Source organism: Paraburkholderia steynii (assembly GCF_900100565.1).
GTDB classification, from domain to species: Bacteria; Pseudomonadota; Gammaproteobacteria; order Burkholderiales; family Burkholderiaceae; genus Paraburkholderia; species Paraburkholderia terrae.
The window spans coordinates 58,511-79,379 of sequence record NZ_FNDI01000036.1 but is presented as its reverse complement, the minus strand read 5'-3'; the positions used below and the strand labels follow the sequence as shown (position 1 = coordinate 79,379).

The following is a 20,869-nucleotide window of genomic DNA, read 5'->3' as shown; positions in this document are numbered from 1 at the left end:
CGGAAGGTCCAGCGGGAGTTCGGATTTCGCCTTTTCGATGTTTTGCTTCAGTGTGGTACGCCAGGCTTGCGACATCGCCCTGGCAGTTTTACCTGATCAAGGTTTGTGGTCAGCGAACGGAAGCGTTTCAGTTGGCATAGCCGACCACCACACAGGAGCTGGTCTTGCAACAATTCGGTCATTTGCTCGTCGTCGCTTTACTGCGCGCACTCTCGATACTTCCGTACCAATGGGTCGCGCGGCTCGGCAGCGCGCTCGGCGCGGCTCTGTATAGGATTCCTAGCCGTCGCAAACATATCGTCCTTGTCAACCTGCGTCTCTGCTTTCCCGAAAAGACGGAACGTGAGCTCGATGACCTTGCGAGGGAACACTTCCGGCACGTCGTCCGCAGCTATCTCGAACGAGGCATTCAATGGTTTGGTAGCGCGCAGAGAATAAGAAACATCGTCCAGGTCGAAAGCGCGATTGATCTCGAAGACAAGAACGCTCCGCCCACCATCTTTATGGGGTTTCATTTCGTGGGCATCGAGATTGGGTGCATGCTCTACTCGATGAAGATGCCCGCCGCTTCGTTGTACACACACATGTCCAACACGCGGCTTTGCGATCTGGCCAAACGTCAGCGCGGCCGATTCGGCGCAGAGATGATCGAACGCTCGACAAGCGCCAGGAAGATCGTGAGACTTCTTCACGAGGGCAAGCCGGTCATGCTTGCTGCGGACATGGACCACGGCATCGAAAACTCTGTTTTTGTGCCTTTTTTTGGGGTCCAGGCATGCACGCTGACTTCTGTTTCGCGACTCGCGAAAATGGGGCATGCACGCGTCGTGCCGTTCGTCACGGAAGTCCTTCCGGACTTCAAAGGATATCGGTTGAACGTCTTCGCGCCGCTCATCGATTTCCCCTCGGAAAGCGAAACGAATGATGCGCGTTCCATGAATGCGTTTCTTGAGACACAGATACTGAAATTTCCTGCCCAGTACTACTGGGTGCATCGACGCTTCAAACATCGTCCACTGGGCATGCCCGCGGTATATTGAATGTGCGGATGTGTGTAGCTCTTTTTTATGTTTCCGGCAAACCGGGAAGTTCCAAAGAAGCGACACAGGTGGCATGCTGCAACGACCACGACGTCAGTGCCAACCGAAGCTTTCCGCCATGATTTGCCAGTGGCCGGCATTATCGGTGCCCGACGGCGCGGAAAGCGTCAGGGTCGCGAGCTTGCCGTTCTTCGAGAAAAGGTAACGCGCATTCTCGAAGTGGATGGCCTTATTGATAACCGGGCTGCCTGCCGAACCCGACGCATACGTGACGACGAACGCGATGCCGGATGGCAGCCATATGACTTTGACACGTGACACGTGTACATCGTCGCCGGACTGCAGAACCTCCTGCACCTCATGGAGCTTCACGTCGTCGAGCGTCAGTGGCCGCGTCCGCGAAGTGACCACTACAGAGATCCGGTTGTACTTGTCCGCGAACTCGACGGACCGTAACGTCTCCCGGCGCGCCCATCCTTCGGGGACTTTCAACGAAAACTCCAACGGCGACCGGTATGTGACCAAGACCTGCTTGGTCGGCATATCTCCGGACGGATGTTTCCCGGCATCTGCAGACAGCTGCACGGCCGGGATGACCCGGGGTCGCACCTCGCCATGCGACACACCTGCACGAACGACGGCGGAGCATGCTGCGAGCAGCGACACAGCAAAGTTTTTCATCGAATCCCTCCGTCACAGCGGCAGGGAGTTTGCCATTCGGCCGGGCTGTGCCGCGCAGCCCCGCCTGACCCCGTTCGACTATTGACATGACGTTCATGCTAGACCCGCAAAACTTAACGGACGCTTATCGGCACGTCCCGCGTTACCATCGTGGCAGCCATTCTCGCCGCGACGCGCGGCGCTCGTGGGGCCGTTTACGGGTCTCCCTCCATTGATATGCCGGCATTGCGAACCACTTGCAGGTAAGCAGTCGTATCGCCAACGGCAGCGGCAGCCTGCTCCGCAAGCGCCCACAGGCGCGAAGACTTTTCTCCCGCCTCCATCATCGTTTCGAGAACGTTTGAATAAGCGAACCCGCCCGCCGTTGCTGCCCCGAGTACGGCGTGCAAAATACATCGGGCGGCAGCTCGGGTTGCAACCTCCGCCAAGGGAGCCCGGTATGCAAGAAAGCCTGCCATGAGCAAAAACTCAGCGGGACTGATTTGCTGGCCGTTGCCGACAGGCACACCGTCCGGGTTGTGTCGACCTTGCGTCATACATCGCCTCCCGCATTGAAGCATCGAGCGCTGTGAACAAGCGGATATGCATGGTTAGTGCCACCGGCCATTCCGCGTCGTGCCACAGTCGACCGGGTTGCTGCGCGCTGCACTATGTGACGTTCTTATGTTGAGAACAATGTCCCACACGGCGCGAATACGGTCGCTCTCCAAATCGCCCGAGGCATGTGGAATGTCTCGCCCCCTCACCAGAGGTCAGGCAGCGGGCGTGCGAAGTACCCTTGTAACGCGCGTGCATGCATACGAACCGGTCTCGGCGACCTCCACGTCGTTTTTATCGCTCATATTACCGCCGCAATAGTGGCAGACGCCGGTGACGTGGGAACGATTTCTCAAAGGCGTGGAAGGTGGACTGAGATTCACATCGTCATCGCGATGCCGGCCGTGCAGTGCGCTGTAATGCGTTGGAAAATAACGAGAAGCGTATCGTAAGCTATGCTCATGATGTCTCGATGATCGCCGACCGGCAAAGTAGTTTCACGGTAACGCTCGTGACCGGGGAAAACCCGCGCTTTGCGATCTCGAGCCTGCAAGTCGTAGTATTCTTGATCGTCCTCCATTCCCAGTGATAGCCACACCTCTCTCGCCTGTCCATTCCCGCATATAGGGGGATGGAAGCGGTCGTACCGTGAGCCAGCGGCCGGCCTGTTTTGAAGGCATAAATCAAACTCCGAACATCGCCGACGCCCCGGCGAGTCTCGGCGAGTGACTGACCTCGCTCAAGCAGACAATTTTCTTCGAGAGAATCTATGAAAACGTTGTTTCTGCAGGCACCTTCGTATGACGGTTTCGATGGTGGAGCGGGTTCCCGCTTCCAGACGAAGCGCGAGATTCGATCGTTCTGGTATCCAACGTGGCTCGCCCAGCCCGCTGCGCTGGTTAAGGATAGCCGCCTCGTAGATGCGCCTGCAGACGGCCTGTCACTGGAAACGACACTTGACATTGCCGTGCAATACGAACTCGTTATCATTCACACGAGTTCGCCGTCATTCCCGAGTGATGTGCAATTCGCGGAACATCTAAAACGGCGCAAGCCCACGACCCTCATCGGAATGGTCGGAGCGAAGGTGGCCGTTGATCCTCAAGGTTCACTTGCCGCAAGCGATGCGCTTGACTTCGTGTGCCGTGAAGAATTCGACTTCACATGTCGCGACATCGCGCAGGGGCTTCCGTTCGAATCCATTCTCGGACTCAGCTATCGCCTGCCCGACGGCACAATCACGCACAACGAAGCCCGGCCCATTCTTGAAGACATGGACCAGCTTCCTTTCGTCGCGCCGGTCTATAAGCGCGATCTGACGACCAGAAATTACTTCAGCGGTTATCTCAAGCATCCGTACGTGTCGCTCTACACGGGGCGAGGCTGCAAATCCAGGTGTACCTTTTGTCTCTGGCCGCATACGGTCGGGGGCCATCGCTACCGCACGCGTTCGGTCGAGAACGTCCTTGAAGAAGTGAAATGGATCAGGGACAACATGCCCGAAATCAAGGAGATCATGTTCGATGACGATACCTTCACCGACCTCGCACCGAGAGCAGAAGAGATCGCCCGCGGCCTTGGCAAGCTCGGCGTAACGTGGTCGTGCAATGCCAAAGCGAATGTCCGTTATTCAACCCTGAAGGTGATGAAAGAGAACGGCTTGCGGCTCCTGCTCGTCGGCTACGAATCCGGCGACGACCAGATCCTCGTGAATGTCAAAAAGGGCCTGCGGACCGATATGGCACGCCAGTTCAGCGAAGATTGCCGCAAGCTTGGCATCAAGATCCACGGTACGTTCATTCTTGGTCTCCCCGGTGAGACGCACGAAACGATCAAGAAGACGATCCAGTATGCGAAAGAGATCAACCCCCACACGATCCAGGTGTCACTCGCTGCGCCCTACCCGGGCACCGTCCTTCACAAGCAGGCGGTCGAGAATGGATGGCTTAAAGACAGCAAGGTCATCACCCTGATCAATGACGCGGGCACCCAGGCGGCAACGATCGGCTATCCGCACCTGTCGCGCGAGGAGATCTATCTTGGCGTGGAGGAGTTCTACAAGCACTTTTATTTCCGGCCGTCGAAGATCTGGGAAATCGTCCGCGAGATGCTGGTGAGTTGGGAAATGATGAAACGGCGTCTTCAGGAAGGCGTGGAGTTCTTCAGATTTCTGCGGACGCGTAAGGCATGAGGTCTCGGGCACCGATCCGCGGGTTCGCGTGCCTCGACTTCCTCGCAGCGCGCCCGTCCGCGGATGCCTCCAGAAATATTCGCGCGAGGCACCCGGGCATCTCTTGACCCTATCGTGAACGGAGCCGGTTATATGCGCGCATCGATTCGAGCCTTACGCGGATTCGTGCGTTCGCCGCTTCGACCGGCTCAAACATAGCCTCCTTCCTCAATCCGCGCCTTCAACACGGCGTGTCGACGGCAACGCATATTCGGCCACCTGCCATGCAAGCAGGCCCGGCAGATAGAACAGCAGATCGCGTACGCGCCGCGCTCCTGCGAGTGCGAGGCACGTCGGCGCGTCGAATCCGAGCAGCCCGCCGATCAGCACGAAGCCGCCCTCCTGCACGCCGAGGCCGCCCGGTACCAGGAAAGCAGCGCTGCTGACAAGCTGAATCAGTGCCTCGATCACGAACGCCTGCGCGAAGGTCGCCTGCACCCCGAGCACGTGCAGCGCGAACCAGATCTCCAGCGCATACCCCGCGCATTGCAGCGTCTGCCAGATGAGCAGATAGCGGACGACAATGCCAGTCTGCCGCCAGATCAGTTTGATGGACTGATCGATGCGTGCGGACGTGCCCACCAGGTCGACCACCTTGCCGCTCGTGATCCGGTTGAGGGTTCGTGCCGCACGCTCGAACGGCCGCGCATGATGAACGAGCGCGAACAGCACCAGCACCGGGGCGAGCGCCGCAATGCCCCAGGCGAGGCGGCCCGCGAAGCGCGCCATATCGGAAGACGAATGCTCGAGCACATAGCCTGCGGCGACCAAAGCAAAGAGGAGCTGGCTGACCAGCGTGAGCTGCATGTCGACGACGAGGCTTGCCGCCGCGGTTGCCGGGCGCATAGCCGCGCGCACGAGCAGCCGGAACGAAACGATTTCTCCGCCGATCCGTGCAACGGGCAAAAGACCATTAACCGACTCGCGGATCCACACGAGCCTGAGCATTGCCGAGAATGACGGCCGCTCACGGACGCGGATCAGGGTGCGCCAATCCCATGCATTCGCGCACATCGGCAGGATATGCAGCAAGGCCGCCAGCACGAGACCCATGCCCGCGCCTCTCAGCAGTTGCAGCACGGCGGCAGGATGATCGCGCCACACGAGCCACAGGGCGAACGCGAGACCGCACAAGGCGGCAATACTTCCAAGGTGTTTCATCTGCGGGTGCTCTCTGTTTCATGCGCCCCGCGTCACTGCGGCTTCGCATATCTGCCGTAAAGCTCACTGCCGGTTCATTTCTCGTGGAAAGTGACAGCATCCCGCTCATTTCCGCAAACGCTGTGAGTCTGCTGATACACCCGATCATCGAGATGAATGACGAGATTCATTGGCCGGTGTGTTTTTCAACAATCCACGGCGGTCAACATCGAAACTTATGCCTCGCCATACAACTCTTGACGACAGAAAGCTTGCGCAAAGTATGGCGAAAGCAATGAAATCCCACAATGGCAAGAGCCAAAAATCGCGAACCGGCCGCCTCAGCATGGTATCGATGCGGATCTGCAATAACACTCTCGCGCACAAGGCCGTGACAAGCAACCAGATTGACCATATCGACGCCCCCGAGAGCAATAGCGCGAATACTGACAGTGCGACGGGGTAACTCAGCGCCGAACCGAAATGGCCGAGGGGATTGATCCCCCGTATGGTCCTGCTCCAGCGCAACTCATGTTCGAAAAGACGAGAAGCCGTGGATTCCGTGCAGGCATGTCCGATCACGAATCCCGGGATAACCACCTTTTTTCCTGTCGCGCGTACTGCGGCCCCAATGGCGTGATCCTCTGCAAGGAAATTGGAAAATTGACGAAGGCCGCCGATCGCATCCAGTGTTTCACGGCGTATCGCGATTGTCTGCCCGAAACATGGCTTGGCAAGACCAAGCGCGAGACCCATCGCGACGCCGGGCAAGAACTGATAATCGACGGCTCTCGCTGAAAGCCTCGGCCAAAAGCCTGGATCGGGTACGCCAACGTATGCGCATGTCACAAGACCCACGCTTTCCGCCTGCAGTTCGTCCATTATTCTGCGAAGGTAATCTCGTCCCACCGAGACGTCACTGTCTGCAAAAACGAAGAAATCATGAACCGCTGAAGGAAGCATGTTGAGCAGATTGCTCACTTTCCGGTTTGAGCCGTGCAACTTGCTATCGGCGACCACGGAGATATGTGCGTCCGGGTGAAGACGCCGAAGTTTCTCGATGACCTCTAGTGCGGGATCGTCATGATCGTGAACTCCGAAGAGGTATTGCACGGCCCCCGGATAGCACTGTTCGCAAAAGCTCACAAGGTTAGATAGCAGCGCTGTTTCCATACCGCGCAGGGGCTTGATCACCGTGACAGGGGGATAGCTGGGAGCCTCGATGGAACGTCGCGCAAAAAAAGAACCCATCAGCACGATGGCCGCGACGGTATAGGCGATTCCGAATGCCGCACAGGCACCACAAAAATATGCGAGCGCATGTAACGCAACTCCGACATGCAGCAAGGTTGCGGTCGAAAACAAGGCACTCGTCACCATTGGCGGTGTCCAGTGTAGAAAATCAATGGATGGGTCGATCGCGGCAGTTGCTAACCCGCGCGGCACGCCGGGTAACCAATTGCGGCGTCACCTTGACACCGGAGACGACACACCTTGGACACGCGCCGTTCATCTCGGTGACATTCAGAAATGGGTTGCTGCCGCCGTGATGAGAGATCGGAGATGAACGCGAGAACTCGCTTCGTGCGCCTTGACGGGGATACTAACGGGCTTATCTGAAGGGAACGTTAAGGCCGGCCTCCATAATATTTCCGATGTTTACGCCGCGTGTAGACGGGGGCCTTTCTCGCAGGCAATCAGAGTGAAACTGAAAGGCCTCCAAAAGCAGATCGTCGCCTTTCAAATGAGCCGTACGATTTCAGTCCAGCGCCCGCTCTATGGGCGCGTCATTGAAAGCATGACCGTACGCAACCGGCGGGTCAGCGCGTCAAAGCAATTCTGAAGGAAACCTTAAGGACGAGAAAAAATGAGGAAAAATCCTTTCGACTTACTTCTGACCCCACTGCTAGCTTGGAGAAAGTCTATCGCAATCAATAGTTCATGAATTGTCAGTACGGTGATGCGGTTCTATCGCAGGTGCGCACGTTGCACTTCCCAGAATCCAAACGGAGACATTCATGCAAACAACAACGCTTCGCCCCACGGTTCCCCGCCTGTTGGCAATCGGACGCTTACCACTTCTCGGCTTTATGCTTGCCGGTACGATCGCGCAGGCGCAACCTTCCGACCAGGACAGCGACAGTCATTTCCATCCCGGACTGCTCGTGATCAGCCGCAGCGTATACGACAACCTTTCGAGCAATGTTCAGGCAGGCACGATTCTTCCGCCCAATTGCGCGAGTACGCAAGGCGGCTGTAGTGCGTCGACAGGTGCGCCGTCCGACGGCACCTATCCGTACGTCTGGAATAACGATGGATACGACGCAAGCTTCGGCATTACGTCGCGAATCTTTCTCGACCAGATCTCGCCGGGTGGTGCGCTGGTGAGCACGCTGGAAGTGCCGAACAGTTTGCAGAAAGGCTTCTCCCGCGACCAGCTGGTCACGAGCTTCAGTTCGAAGTCGGAACTTGCGCTGCATCTGTCGACGGACGGCAAATACCTGACTTTCATGGGTTACGTGGCACCCGTCAATACGATCGATGTATCGAATTCCAATACACCCGGCGTGGTCGATACAACGAATCCCGTTGGGCAGAGCTTTTATCGTGCCGTCGCCCGCGTGGACAGCGAAGGCCATTTCAGTTTCACCGAAACCAACGCATATAGTGGCAACAACGGCCGGGCCGCGATTCTGAACAACAGAAACGGGCACGACATTTTCTATACGGCAGGCAATGCCGGTAACGGAGCGAACCCGCAACCCGACGGCGTGATACTGGGCGCCGGTACGCAATTCATCAGTGCATCCAACCAGTCTGAGGCTCAGCAAACGCCCGGCACGCCAACTCCACTCGCGAGTTTCTCGGTCACGGAACTCGGCGCAAAGGCGGACAAGATCGGCAAAGATGACAATTTTCGCGGCATGACCATTTTCAATAACGTGTTGTACTTCACCAAGGGCAGCGGCAGCAACGGTGTGAATACGGTCTACTTCGTCGACACGACGGGCACCGCATGTCCGAACGGTGTCGGCGTCCCCTCCCCGAAAGCCACGTTGCCCACGGCAGCCGTTCCCTATAACGCAGCGACGCTGCAAACCAGCGGTTTGCCGAACAACATGTGTGTACTCGCCGGCTTCCCGTCGACACCTAACAAGTCGGCTACCACGCTCTCGTATCCTTTCGGACTGTGGTTTGCTGACGCAAATACCTTGTATGTTGCCGACGAGGGCGACGGTTACACAGGCGGCACCGACCTCTACACCCATGCCGCCGCGCAACCGACGGCTGGACTGCAAAAGTGGATCTACAACGCGGGCACGAGAACGTGGACGCTCGCCTACACGTTACAGACAGGTCTCGAATTGGGCTCGCAATACACCATCAAGGGTTATCCGACGGGATCCAACAGCGCAACCGGGCTTCCGTGGGCTCCCGCGACAGATGGTTTGCGCAACCTGACCGGGCACGTCGACGATGATGGCACGGCGACGATCTGGGCGATCACGTCGACCGTCAGCGGCAATGGTGATGTGGGTGCCGATCCGAACCGGCTCGTGGCGATCCGCGATGTCGTAAAGAACGCCAAGTCATCGGGAGCCACGCACGAGAAGTTCGTGACGCTGCGCACCGCGGGGTTTGCTGAAGTACTGCGAGGTGTTTCGTTTGCACCGGGATCGGATTCCGGACGCCCGTTCCACCAGTAAGCAACATTGGGCGCTTGCGTGCGAGCGCCCAAATAGACTTTGCTGTAACGCCTTTACTGATTTTGGTTGGATTCCGGAGAAGGCTGCCTACCTGCGGTCCGGATGACGCGCGACTGAGGACTTCCCCGGCCTCGATGTTCAGTCAGGACGGCGGGCGCGCCATGCAGGACGGCAGTCCATCCGTGTCGGGACCAGCGTAAATCCAACGGACGTCTCGTCTCTGACAACGGCAAATGCCCTTCGATAAGCCCGATCAGGGTTTCTCTCGGATATCCATTCATATCCATGACTCCGCCGCCGAGCAGGATGGTGGCAGGCGACACCATGGCTGCAGCCATACCAACCGCCATCGCCTGATGACGGATGAAGCGCGAAAGGTCGTCCGCTAACGAAGCGCTGTACGCGGATGCAAGGAAGATGCTGTCGATAGGTACGCCATGGCGCGCGGCGATGGCTTGCAAGGCTCGCCCAGATGCATGGGCCTCGAGGCAGTCCGGTCGCATGCCCTCGGGAACCGGGCCTTCCGCCAGAAACGGCATCAGACCGATCTCGAGTGCCCATCCGCTGCCACGGAATGGTTTGCCGTCGGTCATGAAGGCTGCACCAACTCCCGTACCGAAGAAAACTCCGAGTACATGATCGGCGTCCTGGACGACCCCGGCACGCGTTTCTCCCGTCAGCGCCAATACCGCATCGCGCTCGAGCAGGACCGTGCAACCCGCCCGTCGCCCAAGTTCGTCCCCAAGCCGCCGACCGTCGAGGCTTCTGATGTTTGCGGCGTGCAGAACACGATCACCGTCCGTGTCGATGAAGCCCGGTATAGCTATGACAATCGTCCGCGGCGCGATGGCAGTTTCCGCGACGACATCCTCGACCATCAGCGCGAGTGCCCGAATGGGGTCGCCGGCTCTGAGTGCATCCGTCGAAAAGAGCTTGCGGAAATCCAGCGGCTGACTGTTGCAGGAATAACCGAATTTGATGTTTGTCCCGCCAACATCGATCACCAGAATGGGCTCACCAACCTCACCAACAGGCGTCTGCAGATTTTCCATTGATCGTGTCATGACTGATTCCGCATGGGTGTCAGGAATTCGCGCAGCGCCCGTTCAAAGTCGGCAACGTAGCCGCTGCGGCTCTCTGTTTTCGAGGTGATGACCGTGAGCGTCGAGCCCGAAATCAGTTCGGCCAGCGCTTCTGCCGTTTCAACAGGGTGAACGTAGTCCTGGCGGTTGGCGATGACGAGTGTCGGCAGACTGAGTTTGCAAAAATCTCCCCGCTGGAGGCCCGGACCCTGTGCAGGGATACGGCTGAGCAGCGCAATGGTGGATTGCGGATTCGGTCGCCGGAAAAATCCGCGCATCGATGCGGCGTTATCGGGCGATACCGCTTCGACTTCTCGCAACCGCGCGCATGCTTCAAGACGCGCCGCTCCCTCGTCGGCTCCGTGCGCCGCAAGCAGTCCCGCCACATCGCGATAGATCTGGAGTTGCGCAGGACCGTCCCTGTCGACCCACGCCGGACGGGCAACGATCAATGCAGATGCGCGCTCGGGATGCATTGCAGCGATGCGCAATGCGATGGCCGCACCGAGCGAGATGCCTCCGACGACGGCATGTTCGATACCTAGATGATCCAGAAGAAACAGCGCATCGTCGGCAAACTGCGCGATCGATAATGCCGTCGGGTCCCACAGCGCGGAGAGCCCGTGACCGCGGCATTCGAGCGTGATGCGACGAATGCCGTCGATCGCAGGGAACACTTCAGCCGGTTGCTTGCGATCCGCGCCCAGTCCGTGCTGCCACAATACCGGCATGCCCTCGCCTTCATCCACGAAAGCGAGCCGGCATCCATCCGGCGTCTCAAAGTAGCCATCACTCATGACGCCTGGCTCCGGATGATCGACGTGAGATACGCCGCGACGCCAGGCGCATCGGACTCTTCGAAATTGTGTCCAACCAGCGGCCCGTCGTAACCGGCCGATTTCATCCGCGCAACAAATGCCGGGAGATCGACAGCGCCCTTGCCGGCGGGCACGACGACACCATGACGATCGATGTCCTTGGCATGCACGAGAAACAGGCTGCCACCGAGAAGTTCTGCCGCCTCCGCGACGATCTCGGCTTGTCGGGGCTGCGCCTCGGGTGGAAGGAGATTTGCCGCATCGAGCACAATGCCGAGACGCTTCGAGCCCGCTTCATCGAGTATCTTGCGGGCGAGCCTCGCGTCTGCAATGACATTGCCCGGCTCCGGTTCGATACCGAGGACGAGATTGAATTCCTCGGCCAGCGAAAGCGCGAAATCAAGCTCACCACGTAGCGCGCTCCATGCCTCGCCCGAACCATTGTCCGGATGCGCGCGCCACATGTTCGAGGTATCGCGCGAACCTGTACACAGGGTCACCAGCGAAACGTCCATGTCGTGCGCGACGCGCATCACATTTTCGAACCCGCGCCTGTCACGCTTTCGCTGTGCCATGTCAGGATGCGCCATGTTGTAGGTGCCGGATAGCGCACACAGCGCAAGGCCCGCCTCTCTGGCGGCTTTCGCAATACTTTTGCCAATGCCGGGCGGAAACGTTTCGGGCAGCGCGGCAAGCCCTGCACAGGACAGGTTGAACTGAACGGCGGAGAACCCGTCAGCGCGAATCCGCGCGAACAGATCGCCTGGATACTTCGCAGCATAGGTGCGGGCAAATACGCCTGGCGTCATCACAGCGCGCCTCCGACCTGGGCAAGCTCGATGGGTCGTCCGCTACGCACCGACTGTGCGATCGCGACCATGGCGCGGATCGAAGCGACACCATCGTCGACGTCAGCGCCTCGCATGGCGACGCCCTTTAGCACGCTATCCGTAAATCCCTCGACCTGGCGACGATAGAAATGTCCATCAGCGCCCAGCACACGGGTTGTGGTGGCATTACGCTCGTGGAAAACCTCCACGTCACTCGACTTGTAATACCAGGGGTTATAGATCCTCGCCGTCACGCTGCCGTGTTCGCCGTAGACCTGAAATCCTTCGTGCCAGTCCATTCGCACCGCGATAGTCAGATCGAGGTGTCCCAATGTGCCGTTTTCGAAATCGACGTCCACGAACCAGCAATACGCACCGAACTTCTCTCTTAGCCGCGCATCGACCGAGCGAATCGGGCCGCCGAGGTATCGCGCGAGATCAACGAGATGGCTGCCGTGCGCCAGCATGAAATACCGTTGCCTGTCGGCCTTCGGGTCGCCTTGCGGACGCAGCACGCGCGTGCCTTGACGAGGCTTCGGCTGAATTGCGTCCGTGTTGGTGTAGCGATGCGTCGAATCGCAATACCATGCCTTGAGCGCAAGCATCTCGCCCATTTCATCCCGCACGAATGCCTTTGCAGATTCGATGCCGGGATCGAAGCGCAGCATGTGACCTATTTGCAGAACCTTGCCCGAACGCCGCACTTCAAGCGCAAGCTGCTCGACCTCTTCGACCGAAACGCCGATGGGTTTCTCGCACAGAACATGCTTGCCCGCCGCGAGAGCCTTGAGCGAAGCGGGCACATGAAAGGCATCCGACGTTCCGATGACGACAGCCTCGACGTCGGGGTCCGCGAGCATCTCGTCATAGTCGAGGTAGATTTTTTGCGCGTCGTAGAACTGGCCGAAATGTCTGGCCAGACCTTCGTCGACATCGCACACTGCAAAGAGGTTCGCGTTATGCGCCTTCTGTACGGACTCGAAATGCGCAAACTGGGAGATCGGCCCACAACCGAGAATGCCGATACGCAATTGCCTTTCGTCTTTCTTCACTGATTTCTCCATCGATTTCGCAATAAGGCCGTTGGGAGCGCATGCACAACGCGCTAGTTGCGCTCGCCCCGATTCTTCAACTGGTCGAGCAGTACCGCGGCAAGCAGAATCGCGCCGCGCACGAGGTACTGATAGAAGGCGTCGATATTCAGCAGGTTCATGACGTTCTCGACCGTTCCCATGATGAGCACGCCGACCACGACGCCTGAGATCGACGCGCGTCCTCCGAGCAGCGAAACGCCGCCGAGTACACATGCCGAGATCACGTTGAGTTCGAATCCTTCGCCCGCATTGGGCTGCCCCGACGTGATACGCGACGCGAGAATCACGCCCGCCAGAGCCGTCACAGCGCCTTGCACGAGAAAGATAGTCACTCGCACGAGGTCCACGTTGATGCCGGCAAGCCGGGACGCTTCGGGATTTCCGCCGATCGCCAGCGTGTTGCGGCCATAGACGGTGTTGTTGAGCATCACGCCGAATACGACGAAGCACACCAGCGTGACCCAGATGGGCAGTGACACGCCGAACAGGGTCAGGCTGCCGAATGCGATGAAGCCCTCGGAGGACACACCGACCGCCTGTCCATGGGACACGATGAATGCCAGCCCACGAACGATTTCCATTGTCGCGAGCGTGGTGATCAGCGGATTGATGCGCAGGTACGCAATCACCGCGCCGTTGGCGAAGCCAATCGCGCAACCTGCTGCAACAGCCGCGGTGACCGCGATCACCGCGCTGCCGGTGGCGTTCAGCACCATCGCGCACAGCACGCCTGAAAAGGCCACGGTGGAGCCCACTGACAGATCGAAGTCGCGCGCCGCCAGGCAGAACATCATCGTGCAAGCCACCATGCCGATCTGTGAAATGGACAGCGCGAGTCCCAGCATGTTGTCGAGCGAAAAGAAATGGTCGACGCTGAATGACATCGCCGCGAACATCGCGATGAAGATCAGGACAAGACTGTATTCGGCAAATGATTCGCGCCATCTAAAGGGAAACACATCCGTCGACATCTCACGCGCGCCCGGTGTACGGGCTACTGCCAGTTGATCGTCCGTTTGCACATCTGTCTCCTTATCAATGTGGGATGTCAGGCAGCGCAAGAGAAAGGACGCTCTGTTCCGTTGCTCTCTCGCGATCGAGTTCGCCCGCAATACGCCCTTCGCGCATCACGACGACGCGGTCGGCAATGCCGAGTACTTCCGGCAGTTCAGAAGACACCACCACAATCGCGCAGCCCCGTTCGGCGAGTTCGTAGATGACGTTGTAGATCTCGTGCTTCGCGCCGATATCGATGCCACGTGTCGGCTCGTCGAGAATCACCACCCGCACGTCGGGCTCGGCAAGCCAGCGCGCGAGAATCGCCTTTTGCTGATTACCGCCCGACAGAAACCGGATCTTCTGGCGGCGGCTCGGAGTCTTGATCTGTAGCTGCCGGATGAATCCATCGGCTACCTGTGCTTCCCGCTTGCGATTCAGAAATACCCCGCCACGCGACGAATGCCGGCGACAACTGATGTTGATGTTGTCCGACACGCTCGCCATCGCGACGATGCCATCTTCCTTGCGGTCTTCCGGGCACAGCACAATCCCGTGGCGGATTGCCGAACGCGGACCGTCGACGCGAAGAGCACGACCGTCGAGGCTGATCTCACCCAGTTCCTTCTTCCGCGCGCCATACACCAGATGCATCAGTTCGCTGCGTCCCGCACCAACCAGCCCGAAGAAGCCGACGATCTCGCCTTTGCGGACTTCGAACGTCGCAGGCGCCGCGAGCGGTTTGCCCATCACGGCCCTGACCGACAGCCTCACCTCGCCGACAGGTCGCTTCCTGTAGTGATAGATGTCGGCGATGTCGCGCCCCACCATCTCTCTGACAAGCGTCGGACGCGGCAGATCCTTGAGCCCGGCGTGGGATGCGATCATCTTTCCGTCGCGAAATACGGTGCATGCATCGCACAGTTCGTAGATTTCGTTCATCCGGTGGGAGATATAAATCAATGCGCGCTGTTCCTGCCGCAATTGCCTGACGAGCCTAAAAAGCACTTCGGCTTCCGTGTGTGAGAGCGAGCTTGTCGGTTCGTCGAGCGCGATGACTTGTGCATTGCGCATCAACGCCTTGCAGATTTCGACCATCTGACGCTGCGCAATGGACAGCTTGCGCAGATTGATCGCGGGATCGAGATCGACGCCCATTGCGGCGAGGCGCTCTCGTGCAACCGAAACCACGCGTGACTTGCTGAACCACCCGCCCGTAACTGGCAACCGCCCTAGCAAAAGGTTCTCCGCGACGCTGAGATCGGGGACATATTGAAGCTCCTGGTGTATGACGGCGACGCCTCCCTCGATCGATGCGGCCGCGTTCGGGAATCGCACTTCCTTTCCATCGATCAGCATCCTCCCGGCGTCCGGCTGATATTCGCCGCCGAGTATTTTCAACAGCGTCGACTTTCCTGCGCCGTTCTCTCCCATCAGGCCGTGAACTTCGCCCGCGCGAACCTCGAACGACACACCGGAGAGAGCGCGCACGCCGGGAAAGACCTTCGACACATTTTCAAAGCGCAGGAACGACACGTTGCCTCCAGCAGGTATGAATCGATGTAAGTACCGACAAGCGGTGCAGCACACTGGCTGTCACCGCCAGATTCATTTGCTCACGACGAGGCCCATTTTTTCCCGTACCTGATTCACATCGTCGCGGGTCGCGAGCATGCCCGTCGTCAGGGTGAGCAACGGCGGCTCTTTGCCCGTCTTGATCCACTCGTAGACAAGCGTGGAGGTCTCCGCGCCGTGCCGCTTCGGGCTGATGATCACCGTGCCGAAGAATCCCGTCGGCAGCGGCTTCTTGAATTCGTTGAGCGCGGACTCCGATCCGCCCACGCCGACACCGACCATGTTCTCCGCCCTGATGCCGCGTCCCTCGGCGGCCCGCACGGCGCCGAGCACGGACTCGTCATTCAGGCCGAACGCAACCCAATGCTTGAACTGCGGATTCTTGGTGAGCGCGATGTTCGCGGCATTGAAGCCATTTTCGGTGTCGGGATGATTCATCGGCGCGTTGATGACGTTCGCGCGAGGCAGTCCCGCGGCAACCAGTGCGTCCGCTGCTGCAGCCGTGCGATCGTGCGAAGTCGGGAGCTGGTCGTAGCTCACGTCGATGGCGCCCACATCCTTCATGGCCCACCCGCGCCGCTTCACTTCCGACGCAATGCTCTCGCCGGCCTGCCTGCCGATTTCCGACGCCGAGATGCCCATGTAAGGCACCGACGCAATCGGCTTGCCCGCCCCGTCGACCAGACGGTCGTCAACCGTCATCATCTTGAGTCCATCTGCTTTCGCCTTCGCGACGATGCCTGGCCCCAGCTTCACGTCGGGCGTGCAGATGACGAACCCTTGCGCCTTTTGGGCCGCGAGGTTGTCGATTGCGCTCATTACCTTTTCGCCCGATGGCGCCGCGATCTTGACCAGCGTGAAGCCCTTCTCGCGCGCAGCCATTTCGGCGAACTTCCATTCGTCCTGAAACCAGGGTTCTTCGGGTTGCTTTACCAGAAAGCCGATCTTGACCGGCTCATCCGCACGGGATTGAATGGAACCAAGTAGTAATCCTAAACTTAGTGGAATCAGGCACGTCAGCTTCGCGATGTTCATGGTTGTCTCCTTCCAGCCCTGTATGATCTGCGTCTTGACCGCGTGTGTTGATCCGTCTGCGCGTCGCGGCCATCGCGCATCCTCTTTCACGCAGACGCCGCCTTGACGGCGTCTGCGCATCCTGTGTCACACAGCCGTCCAGCCTCCGTCGATCTTCAGCGTTGCACCCGTAATCAGCGCAGCCGCATTCGATGCGAGAAACACCACCGGCTCCGCCACGTTCTCCGGTTCGCCAATCTGGCGCAGCGGAATTCGCGCCAGCAAAGAATTGAGCGATGCTTCGTTCTCGAGCCAGCCTTTGGTGCTGTCAGTGCGGATGAATGTCGGCGCGACCGCATTCACACGAATGTGATGCGGTGCCCATTCGACGGCGAGGCACTGTGTCATGTGTATCATCGCGGCTTTCGTCATGCAGTAGATCGACTCGCCATCGAGAGCAACAAGGCCCGCCTGCGAAGCGATATTGATGATCGATCCGCGCTCGCGCGCCGCCATCGTGCGTGCAGCAGCCTGGGACGCAAAGAATGCGCCTTTGACGTTCAGGTCGAACATCGCGTCGTAGTCGTCGGCCTTGACTTGCATGGCGGGCGCCGGCCGGCTGTGACCCGCGTTATTGACCAGAACGGACAATGGACCGAGTTCGGTCTCCACCTGCGCGACCGCCTGTTCAATCGATTCAAGCGACAGCATGTCCATGTGTACCGCGATCGCATTGATGCCACCGTCGCGCAACGCGTTCGCGAGTTCCGCGCCGGCCCGCACGTCGCGACAGCCGAGCGCGACAGCGGCGCCTGCTTCGGCGAGCGCCCTGGCGCACGCATAGCCGATTCCTCGTGTCGCTCCCGTAACGAGCGCTATTTCCCCATTCAATGCAAAGGGGTTGGCTGGACTATCAGACATAGTTCTCTCTACCTTGATCAAGCAGCGGGATTCATTTCCGCGTCGACTACACATTCAGCACGTTTTCCAGCCAGCCGCGCAGCGCCGGGGTGCATACGATCACCTGATTGCCCTGCGTGAGACATGCCTGCGTCAGGAAATCGTTGACCCATCCGCCCGCTTCTTCGACGAGCAGTACAGCGGCCGCCGCGTCCCATGAGTTGATGTGCAATTCACAATAGGCATCCTGCCGCCCCATCGCCACATAAGCGATTCCGAGCGCGCCTGATCCGCGTCGCTTCACGCCTGCACCAAGCGCATGCAACTTCTCGAGCACCTTTGCGGATCGTTCGAACGGGACGCGCGACGACCAGCCAAGTTCGACAACCGACTGCCGGATATCCGTGATCGTGCTGACCTTGATGGGTCGTCCATTCACCGTGGCACCATGCCCTCTGCGCGCCGCGAACAACTCGTCGGACATGGGGTCGTACAGCACGCCAATTTCCGTCTTGCCGCGAAGGACAAACGCAATCGACACACAGAAATACGGCACGCCGCGCGCGAAATCGGCCGTCCCGTCGATCGGATCGACGATCCAGACGCTATCGCCCACTTCGCCACCGTTCTCTTCCCCGAAGAAGGCGTCATCCGGAAACGATGCCGCGAGTCGCGCGGCGATCAGTCTCTCGACTTCTCCGTCCGTTTCGGTCAGATAGTCCTGAGGGCCTTTGAACTTGAAGTTCAATGCGTCGTCGCGAGCGAGGAAACGCGTGCGTATCAATTGCCCCGCCTCTCTGGCGATCGCACACGCAACCGAAAATCGCAGATTCATCAACACGTCAGTCATCAAGTCCTCCATTGAACAGGCATGCTGTTTCGCATTCACACTCACACAGGCAAGGTGCCTTTACGCAGCAGCATATTCCCGTACACGCGCGTTTCGCCAGTCACAACGATGGCCACAGCCTTCGATGCGCGCGCCTTGAACTCGGCCGGCGGCAACGAATCGACTTCGAGATGCGGCGCGTGTACCTTCGCAACTGAAATGAAGTCGCTCATTACCGGCAGGATTTCCGCCGGCTTGTCGCGCACCTCCATGCGCGTGACCGTCTGTGCGCCCTTGTCCAGCGGTAACACGGAGAGAATCGCGTCCATCACGCGCGGACCGTCGGCTGCGTCCTGCCGGATGAGTTGCGGACCGGCGCTCAACGCCGGGTAGTTGCGATCGACGATGGCAATGTCCTCGCCATGGCCCATTGCGCGCAGCACCGAAAGCAGTTCCGGGCCGAGAAGCGGGTCGATATTCTTGAGCATAGTTTCACCAGTCAAAGGTTGGGTTGGACGGAAAGCGTCGTTTGCAGTCGAAGGCGTGATTGCGGGCCTCTCCATATCGCGACGACCATGCGCGATGCCGAGCGCATTGCCCCCGATCCGCGCCGCGGGGACGGCAGCCCTCGCTATGCGTGCTTCCGATGGCCAGCGAACGTTGGCCTCGTTTCGTTTGCGTTGGACAAAATGCGCGATGGCAATGCTGCGCCCCATCTCAATCCTCCTCTCCGACAGAAGCGTCGTTGCATTCCGTTTGTTTGTAGTTTAAACAAACTAAAATTGAGATAAACCGGGGTTTACACGCTTAATTTTGATTATAGGATGCATTTGAACATCATATGGAATGCATCTAGAATGCAGAAAAATCACAGGAACCCGCCGATGAAGCCACCCAGATCGCTTCGCTCCGCCATTGACGAAATCGAAGCCAGCACGAAGGCAGCCAGGCTACGCAGCGTCCTGCCCGAAATCGAGCAGCGTCTCACTGCCGGCGCGCGCATTGCCGACATCGTGCAGGCGCTGAACGAAAACGGGCTCGCCATCACGACGGCGACGTTGAAAAGCTACCTGTACAGGTTTCGAAAGGCCGCACGGGAACAGGAACTCGATAACCGGCCAATGCATCCGGCGCCCCCTCCCGACGCGTCAACGGACAGCCCGTTGCCTCTGCACGAGCACGCGATAGCTTCCGGGGGCACGGCGCAGGAAACCACCACGACGACCCCCATGCTGCTGCGTCACATCAACACGGCAAGATGTCTGCGGCAGCTCAGGCGTGGCGCAACGCTAAGTCGGGCGGACCTGTCGCGCGAACTGGGCTTGACGCGCGCCACGATTGGGCATGCCGTCAAGGAACTGATCGACTCCGGACTCGTCGTCGAGACGTCCGACCGTTCCGAGGGCGGCCGGCCGGGCCGGCCAGGTTCAGGGGTGCGCCTGAATCCTCAAGGGGCATACGCGATTGGAATCGATATCTCCAGCCTTACCTTGACCGCTGTACTGGTCGATCTGGGGATGCGAATCGTGCATCGGATCAGCGAATCCGTCGAACCCCACGCAGATGACGTTGATCGCGTGGTCGAGCAGATCGCGAGCCTGCCGGGACGCCTTTTGAAAGAGACAGTCATTGACTCAACCCGGATTCACGGCGTCTGCGTCTCCGTGCCCGGGCTCGTTGACCACAGTGGCCGCGTTGTCGTCGCTCCCTTTCTGCGTTGGCGCGACGTTCCTTTGAAACACATGCTGGCGGCCCACAAAGACATGCCGTGGCCCGTCACGATCTGCAACGACGCAGTCGCCTTTGCGAATGCCGAACGGACCATCGCACGCGAGCAGGATGCGCAAGACATGCTGCTAATCCTGCTCACCGAGGGTCTGGGCGGCGCAATCGTCCAGCGAGGTCAGATACTCGAAGGCGCGCACGGATACGCTGGCGAACTGGGACACATGGTGATGGGAGCGACGCCGGCCGCCATCGGAACACAGACATTCGAGCTGCTCGCGGGCTATGAACGCTTTCGCCCCTTTCTCCCCAAGGACCGCACGCTCGCCGACGGTTTGCAATGGCTCGCGAGCATCGGCGCGAAAGCTCATGCACCCGATCTCGAGAAGACGTTCGACGAGTGGGCGAACGTGCTCACGACGGGTATTCTCAATCTTGTCTATCTACTGGACCCTGAAAAAATTGTTCTAGGTGGTCCATTGAGCGCCCTGTTTCCCCGTGTGGAACCGAAAGTTAAAAAATTGCTGGCTGCCAATCTTCTGCACGGTTTCAACGCGCCGCCCATTTATATAACGCGACTCGGTGCGGACGGCGCAGCGATCGGGGCGGCATCGATCGTGCGGAATCAACTTTTTTCCTTGCCTCGCCTCCACCACGACTGAGCGGAACGG

At 59.1% G+C, this 20,869-nt stretch carries 19 protein-coding genes; 4 read left to right on the top strand and 15 right to left on the bottom strand.

Features of this window, described 5'->3' with window-relative positions:
• Positions 1 to 164 precede the first annotated feature (164 nt).
• The gene (locus BLT65_RS39920; protein WP_042310786.1) at positions 165 to 1,040 is read left to right on the top strand and encodes a lipid A biosynthesis lauroyl acyltransferase; all 876 of its coding nucleotides are present in this window, start codon (positions 165 to 167) and stop codon (positions 1,038 to 1,040) included.
• A 93-nt stretch (positions 1,041 to 1,133) separates the two neighbouring features.
• On the opposite strand, the gene BLT65_RS39915 is transcribed toward BLT65_RS39920, so the two are convergent.
• From BLT65_RS39915 to BLT65_RS39905, 3 genes are all read right to left on the bottom strand, one after another.
• A complete protein-coding gene (locus BLT65_RS39915; RefSeq protein ID WP_091789036.1) occupies positions 1,134 to 1,721 on the bottom strand; it encodes a hypothetical protein in 588 nt (195 codons plus the stop codon).
• Positions 1,722 to 1,915: 194 nt separating this feature from the next.
• Positions 1,916 to 2,257: a hypothetical protein gene (locus BLT65_RS39910; protein WP_091789033.1), complete on the bottom strand. Its 342-nt coding sequence runs from the start codon at positions 2,255 to 2,257 to the stop codon at positions 1,916 to 1,918.
• Between the two features lie 380 nt (positions 2,258 to 2,637).
• Positions 2,638 to 2,838, bottom strand: coding sequence for a hypothetical protein (locus tag BLT65_RS39905; protein ID WP_091789031.1), 201 nt, complete (start codon positions 2,836 to 2,838; stop codon positions 2,638 to 2,640).
• Positions 2,839 to 3,027: 189 nt separating this feature from the next.
• On the opposite strand from BLT65_RS39905, the gene hpnJ reads away from it, so the two are divergent.
• A complete protein-coding gene (gene hpnJ, locus BLT65_RS39900) occupies positions 3,028 to 4,449 on the top strand; it encodes a hopanoid biosynthesis associated radical SAM protein HpnJ (protein WP_091789027.1) in 1,422 nt (473 codons plus the stop codon).
• A 207-nt stretch (positions 4,450 to 4,656) separates the two neighbouring features.
• Here the strand turns inward: hpnJ and BLT65_RS39895 are convergent, their stop codons facing one another.
• Together BLT65_RS39895 and hpnI are read right to left on the bottom strand one after the other, a co-directional pair.
• Positions 4,657 to 5,649: a lysylphosphatidylglycerol synthase domain-containing protein gene (locus tag BLT65_RS39895; protein ID WP_091789024.1), complete on the bottom strand. Its 993-nt coding sequence runs from the start codon at positions 5,647 to 5,649 to the stop codon at positions 4,657 to 4,659.
• 144 nt (positions 5,650 to 5,793) lie between these two features.
• Positions 5,794 to 7,008, bottom strand: a complete 1,215-nt coding sequence (gene hpnI / locus BLT65_RS39890) for a bacteriohopanetetrol glucosamine biosynthesis glycosyltransferase HpnI (RefSeq protein ID WP_091789021.1) — start codon at positions 7,006 to 7,008, stop codon at positions 5,794 to 5,796.
• A 638-nt stretch (positions 7,009 to 7,646) separates the two neighbouring features.
• On the opposite strand from hpnI, the gene BLT65_RS39885 reads away from it, so the two are divergent.
• Positions 7,647 to 9,335: a hypothetical protein gene (locus BLT65_RS39885; RefSeq protein WP_091789018.1), complete on the top strand. Its 1,689-nt coding sequence runs from the start codon at positions 7,647 to 7,649 to the stop codon at positions 9,333 to 9,335.
• 53 nt (positions 9,336 to 9,388) lie between these two features.
• On the opposite strand, the gene BLT65_RS39880 is transcribed toward BLT65_RS39885, so the two are convergent.
• From BLT65_RS39880 to BLT65_RS39835, 10 genes are all read right to left on the bottom strand, one after another.
• Positions 9,389 to 10,387, bottom strand: a complete 999-nt coding sequence (locus tag BLT65_RS39880; RefSeq protein ID WP_167306625.1) for an ROK family protein — start codon at positions 10,385 to 10,387, stop codon at positions 9,389 to 9,391.
• An 8-nt stretch (positions 10,388 to 10,395) separates the two neighbouring features.
• Positions 10,396 to 11,214, bottom strand: coding sequence for an alpha/beta fold hydrolase (locus BLT65_RS39875; RefSeq protein WP_091789012.1), 819 nt, complete (start codon positions 11,212 to 11,214; stop codon positions 10,396 to 10,398).
• Entirely contained in the window at positions 11,211 to 12,044 is an 834-nt protein-coding gene (locus tag BLT65_RS39870; RefSeq protein ID WP_091789009.1) for a sugar phosphate isomerase/epimerase family protein, read from the bottom strand. The genes BLT65_RS39875 and BLT65_RS39870 overlap by 4 nt, the downstream gene beginning before the upstream one ends.
• A complete protein-coding gene (locus BLT65_RS39865; RefSeq protein ID WP_244186971.1) occupies positions 12,044 to 13,117 on the bottom strand; it encodes a Gfo/Idh/MocA family protein in 1,074 nt (357 codons plus the stop codon). Before BLT65_RS39865 ends, BLT65_RS39870 begins: the two co-directional genes overlap by 1 nt.
• Before the next feature lie 53 nt (positions 13,118 to 13,170).
• Positions 13,171 to 14,130 (bottom strand): L-arabinose ABC transporter permease AraH, encoded by a 960-nt coding sequence (gene araH / locus BLT65_RS39860; RefSeq protein WP_091789071.1) that lies wholly within the window; start codon positions 14,128 to 14,130, stop codon positions 13,171 to 13,173.
• A 64-nt stretch (positions 14,131 to 14,194) separates the two neighbouring features.
• The gene (gene araG, locus BLT65_RS39855) at positions 14,195 to 15,691 is read right to left on the bottom strand and encodes an L-arabinose ABC transporter ATP-binding protein AraG (protein ID WP_091789004.1); all 1,497 of its coding nucleotides are present in this window, start codon (positions 15,689 to 15,691) and stop codon (positions 14,195 to 14,197) included.
• Positions 15,692 to 15,763: 72 nt separating this feature from the next.
• Positions 15,764 to 16,750 (bottom strand): arabinose ABC transporter substrate-binding protein, encoded by a 987-nt coding sequence (locus BLT65_RS39850; protein ID WP_425273204.1) that lies wholly within the window; start codon positions 16,748 to 16,750, stop codon positions 15,764 to 15,766.
• Positions 16,751 to 16,891: 141 nt separating this feature from the next.
• Positions 16,892 to 17,665 carry an SDR family NAD(P)-dependent oxidoreductase gene (locus tag BLT65_RS39845; protein ID WP_091788998.1) on the bottom strand — a complete coding sequence of 258 codons (774 nt, stop codon included), beginning with the start codon at positions 17,663 to 17,665 and terminating at the stop codon, positions 16,892 to 16,894.
• 46 nt (positions 17,666 to 17,711) lie between these two features.
• Positions 17,712 to 18,494 carry an inositol monophosphatase family protein gene (locus tag BLT65_RS39840; RefSeq protein WP_091789069.1) on the bottom strand — a complete coding sequence of 261 codons (783 nt, stop codon included), beginning with the start codon at positions 18,492 to 18,494 and terminating at the stop codon, positions 17,712 to 17,714.
• A 41-nt stretch (positions 18,495 to 18,535) separates the two neighbouring features.
• A complete protein-coding gene (locus BLT65_RS39835) occupies positions 18,536 to 18,961 on the bottom strand; it encodes an RbsD/FucU family protein (RefSeq protein ID WP_091789065.1) in 426 nt (141 codons plus the stop codon).
• Between the two features lie 396 nt (positions 18,962 to 19,357).
• Between BLT65_RS39835 and BLT65_RS39830 the strand changes: the two genes are divergently transcribed.
• Positions 19,358 to 20,860, top strand: coding sequence for an ROK family transcriptional regulator (locus BLT65_RS39830; RefSeq protein ID WP_167306624.1), 1,503 nt, complete (start codon positions 19,358 to 19,360; stop codon positions 20,858 to 20,860).
• The last annotated feature ends 9 nt before the right edge of the window (positions 20,861 to 20,869 follow it).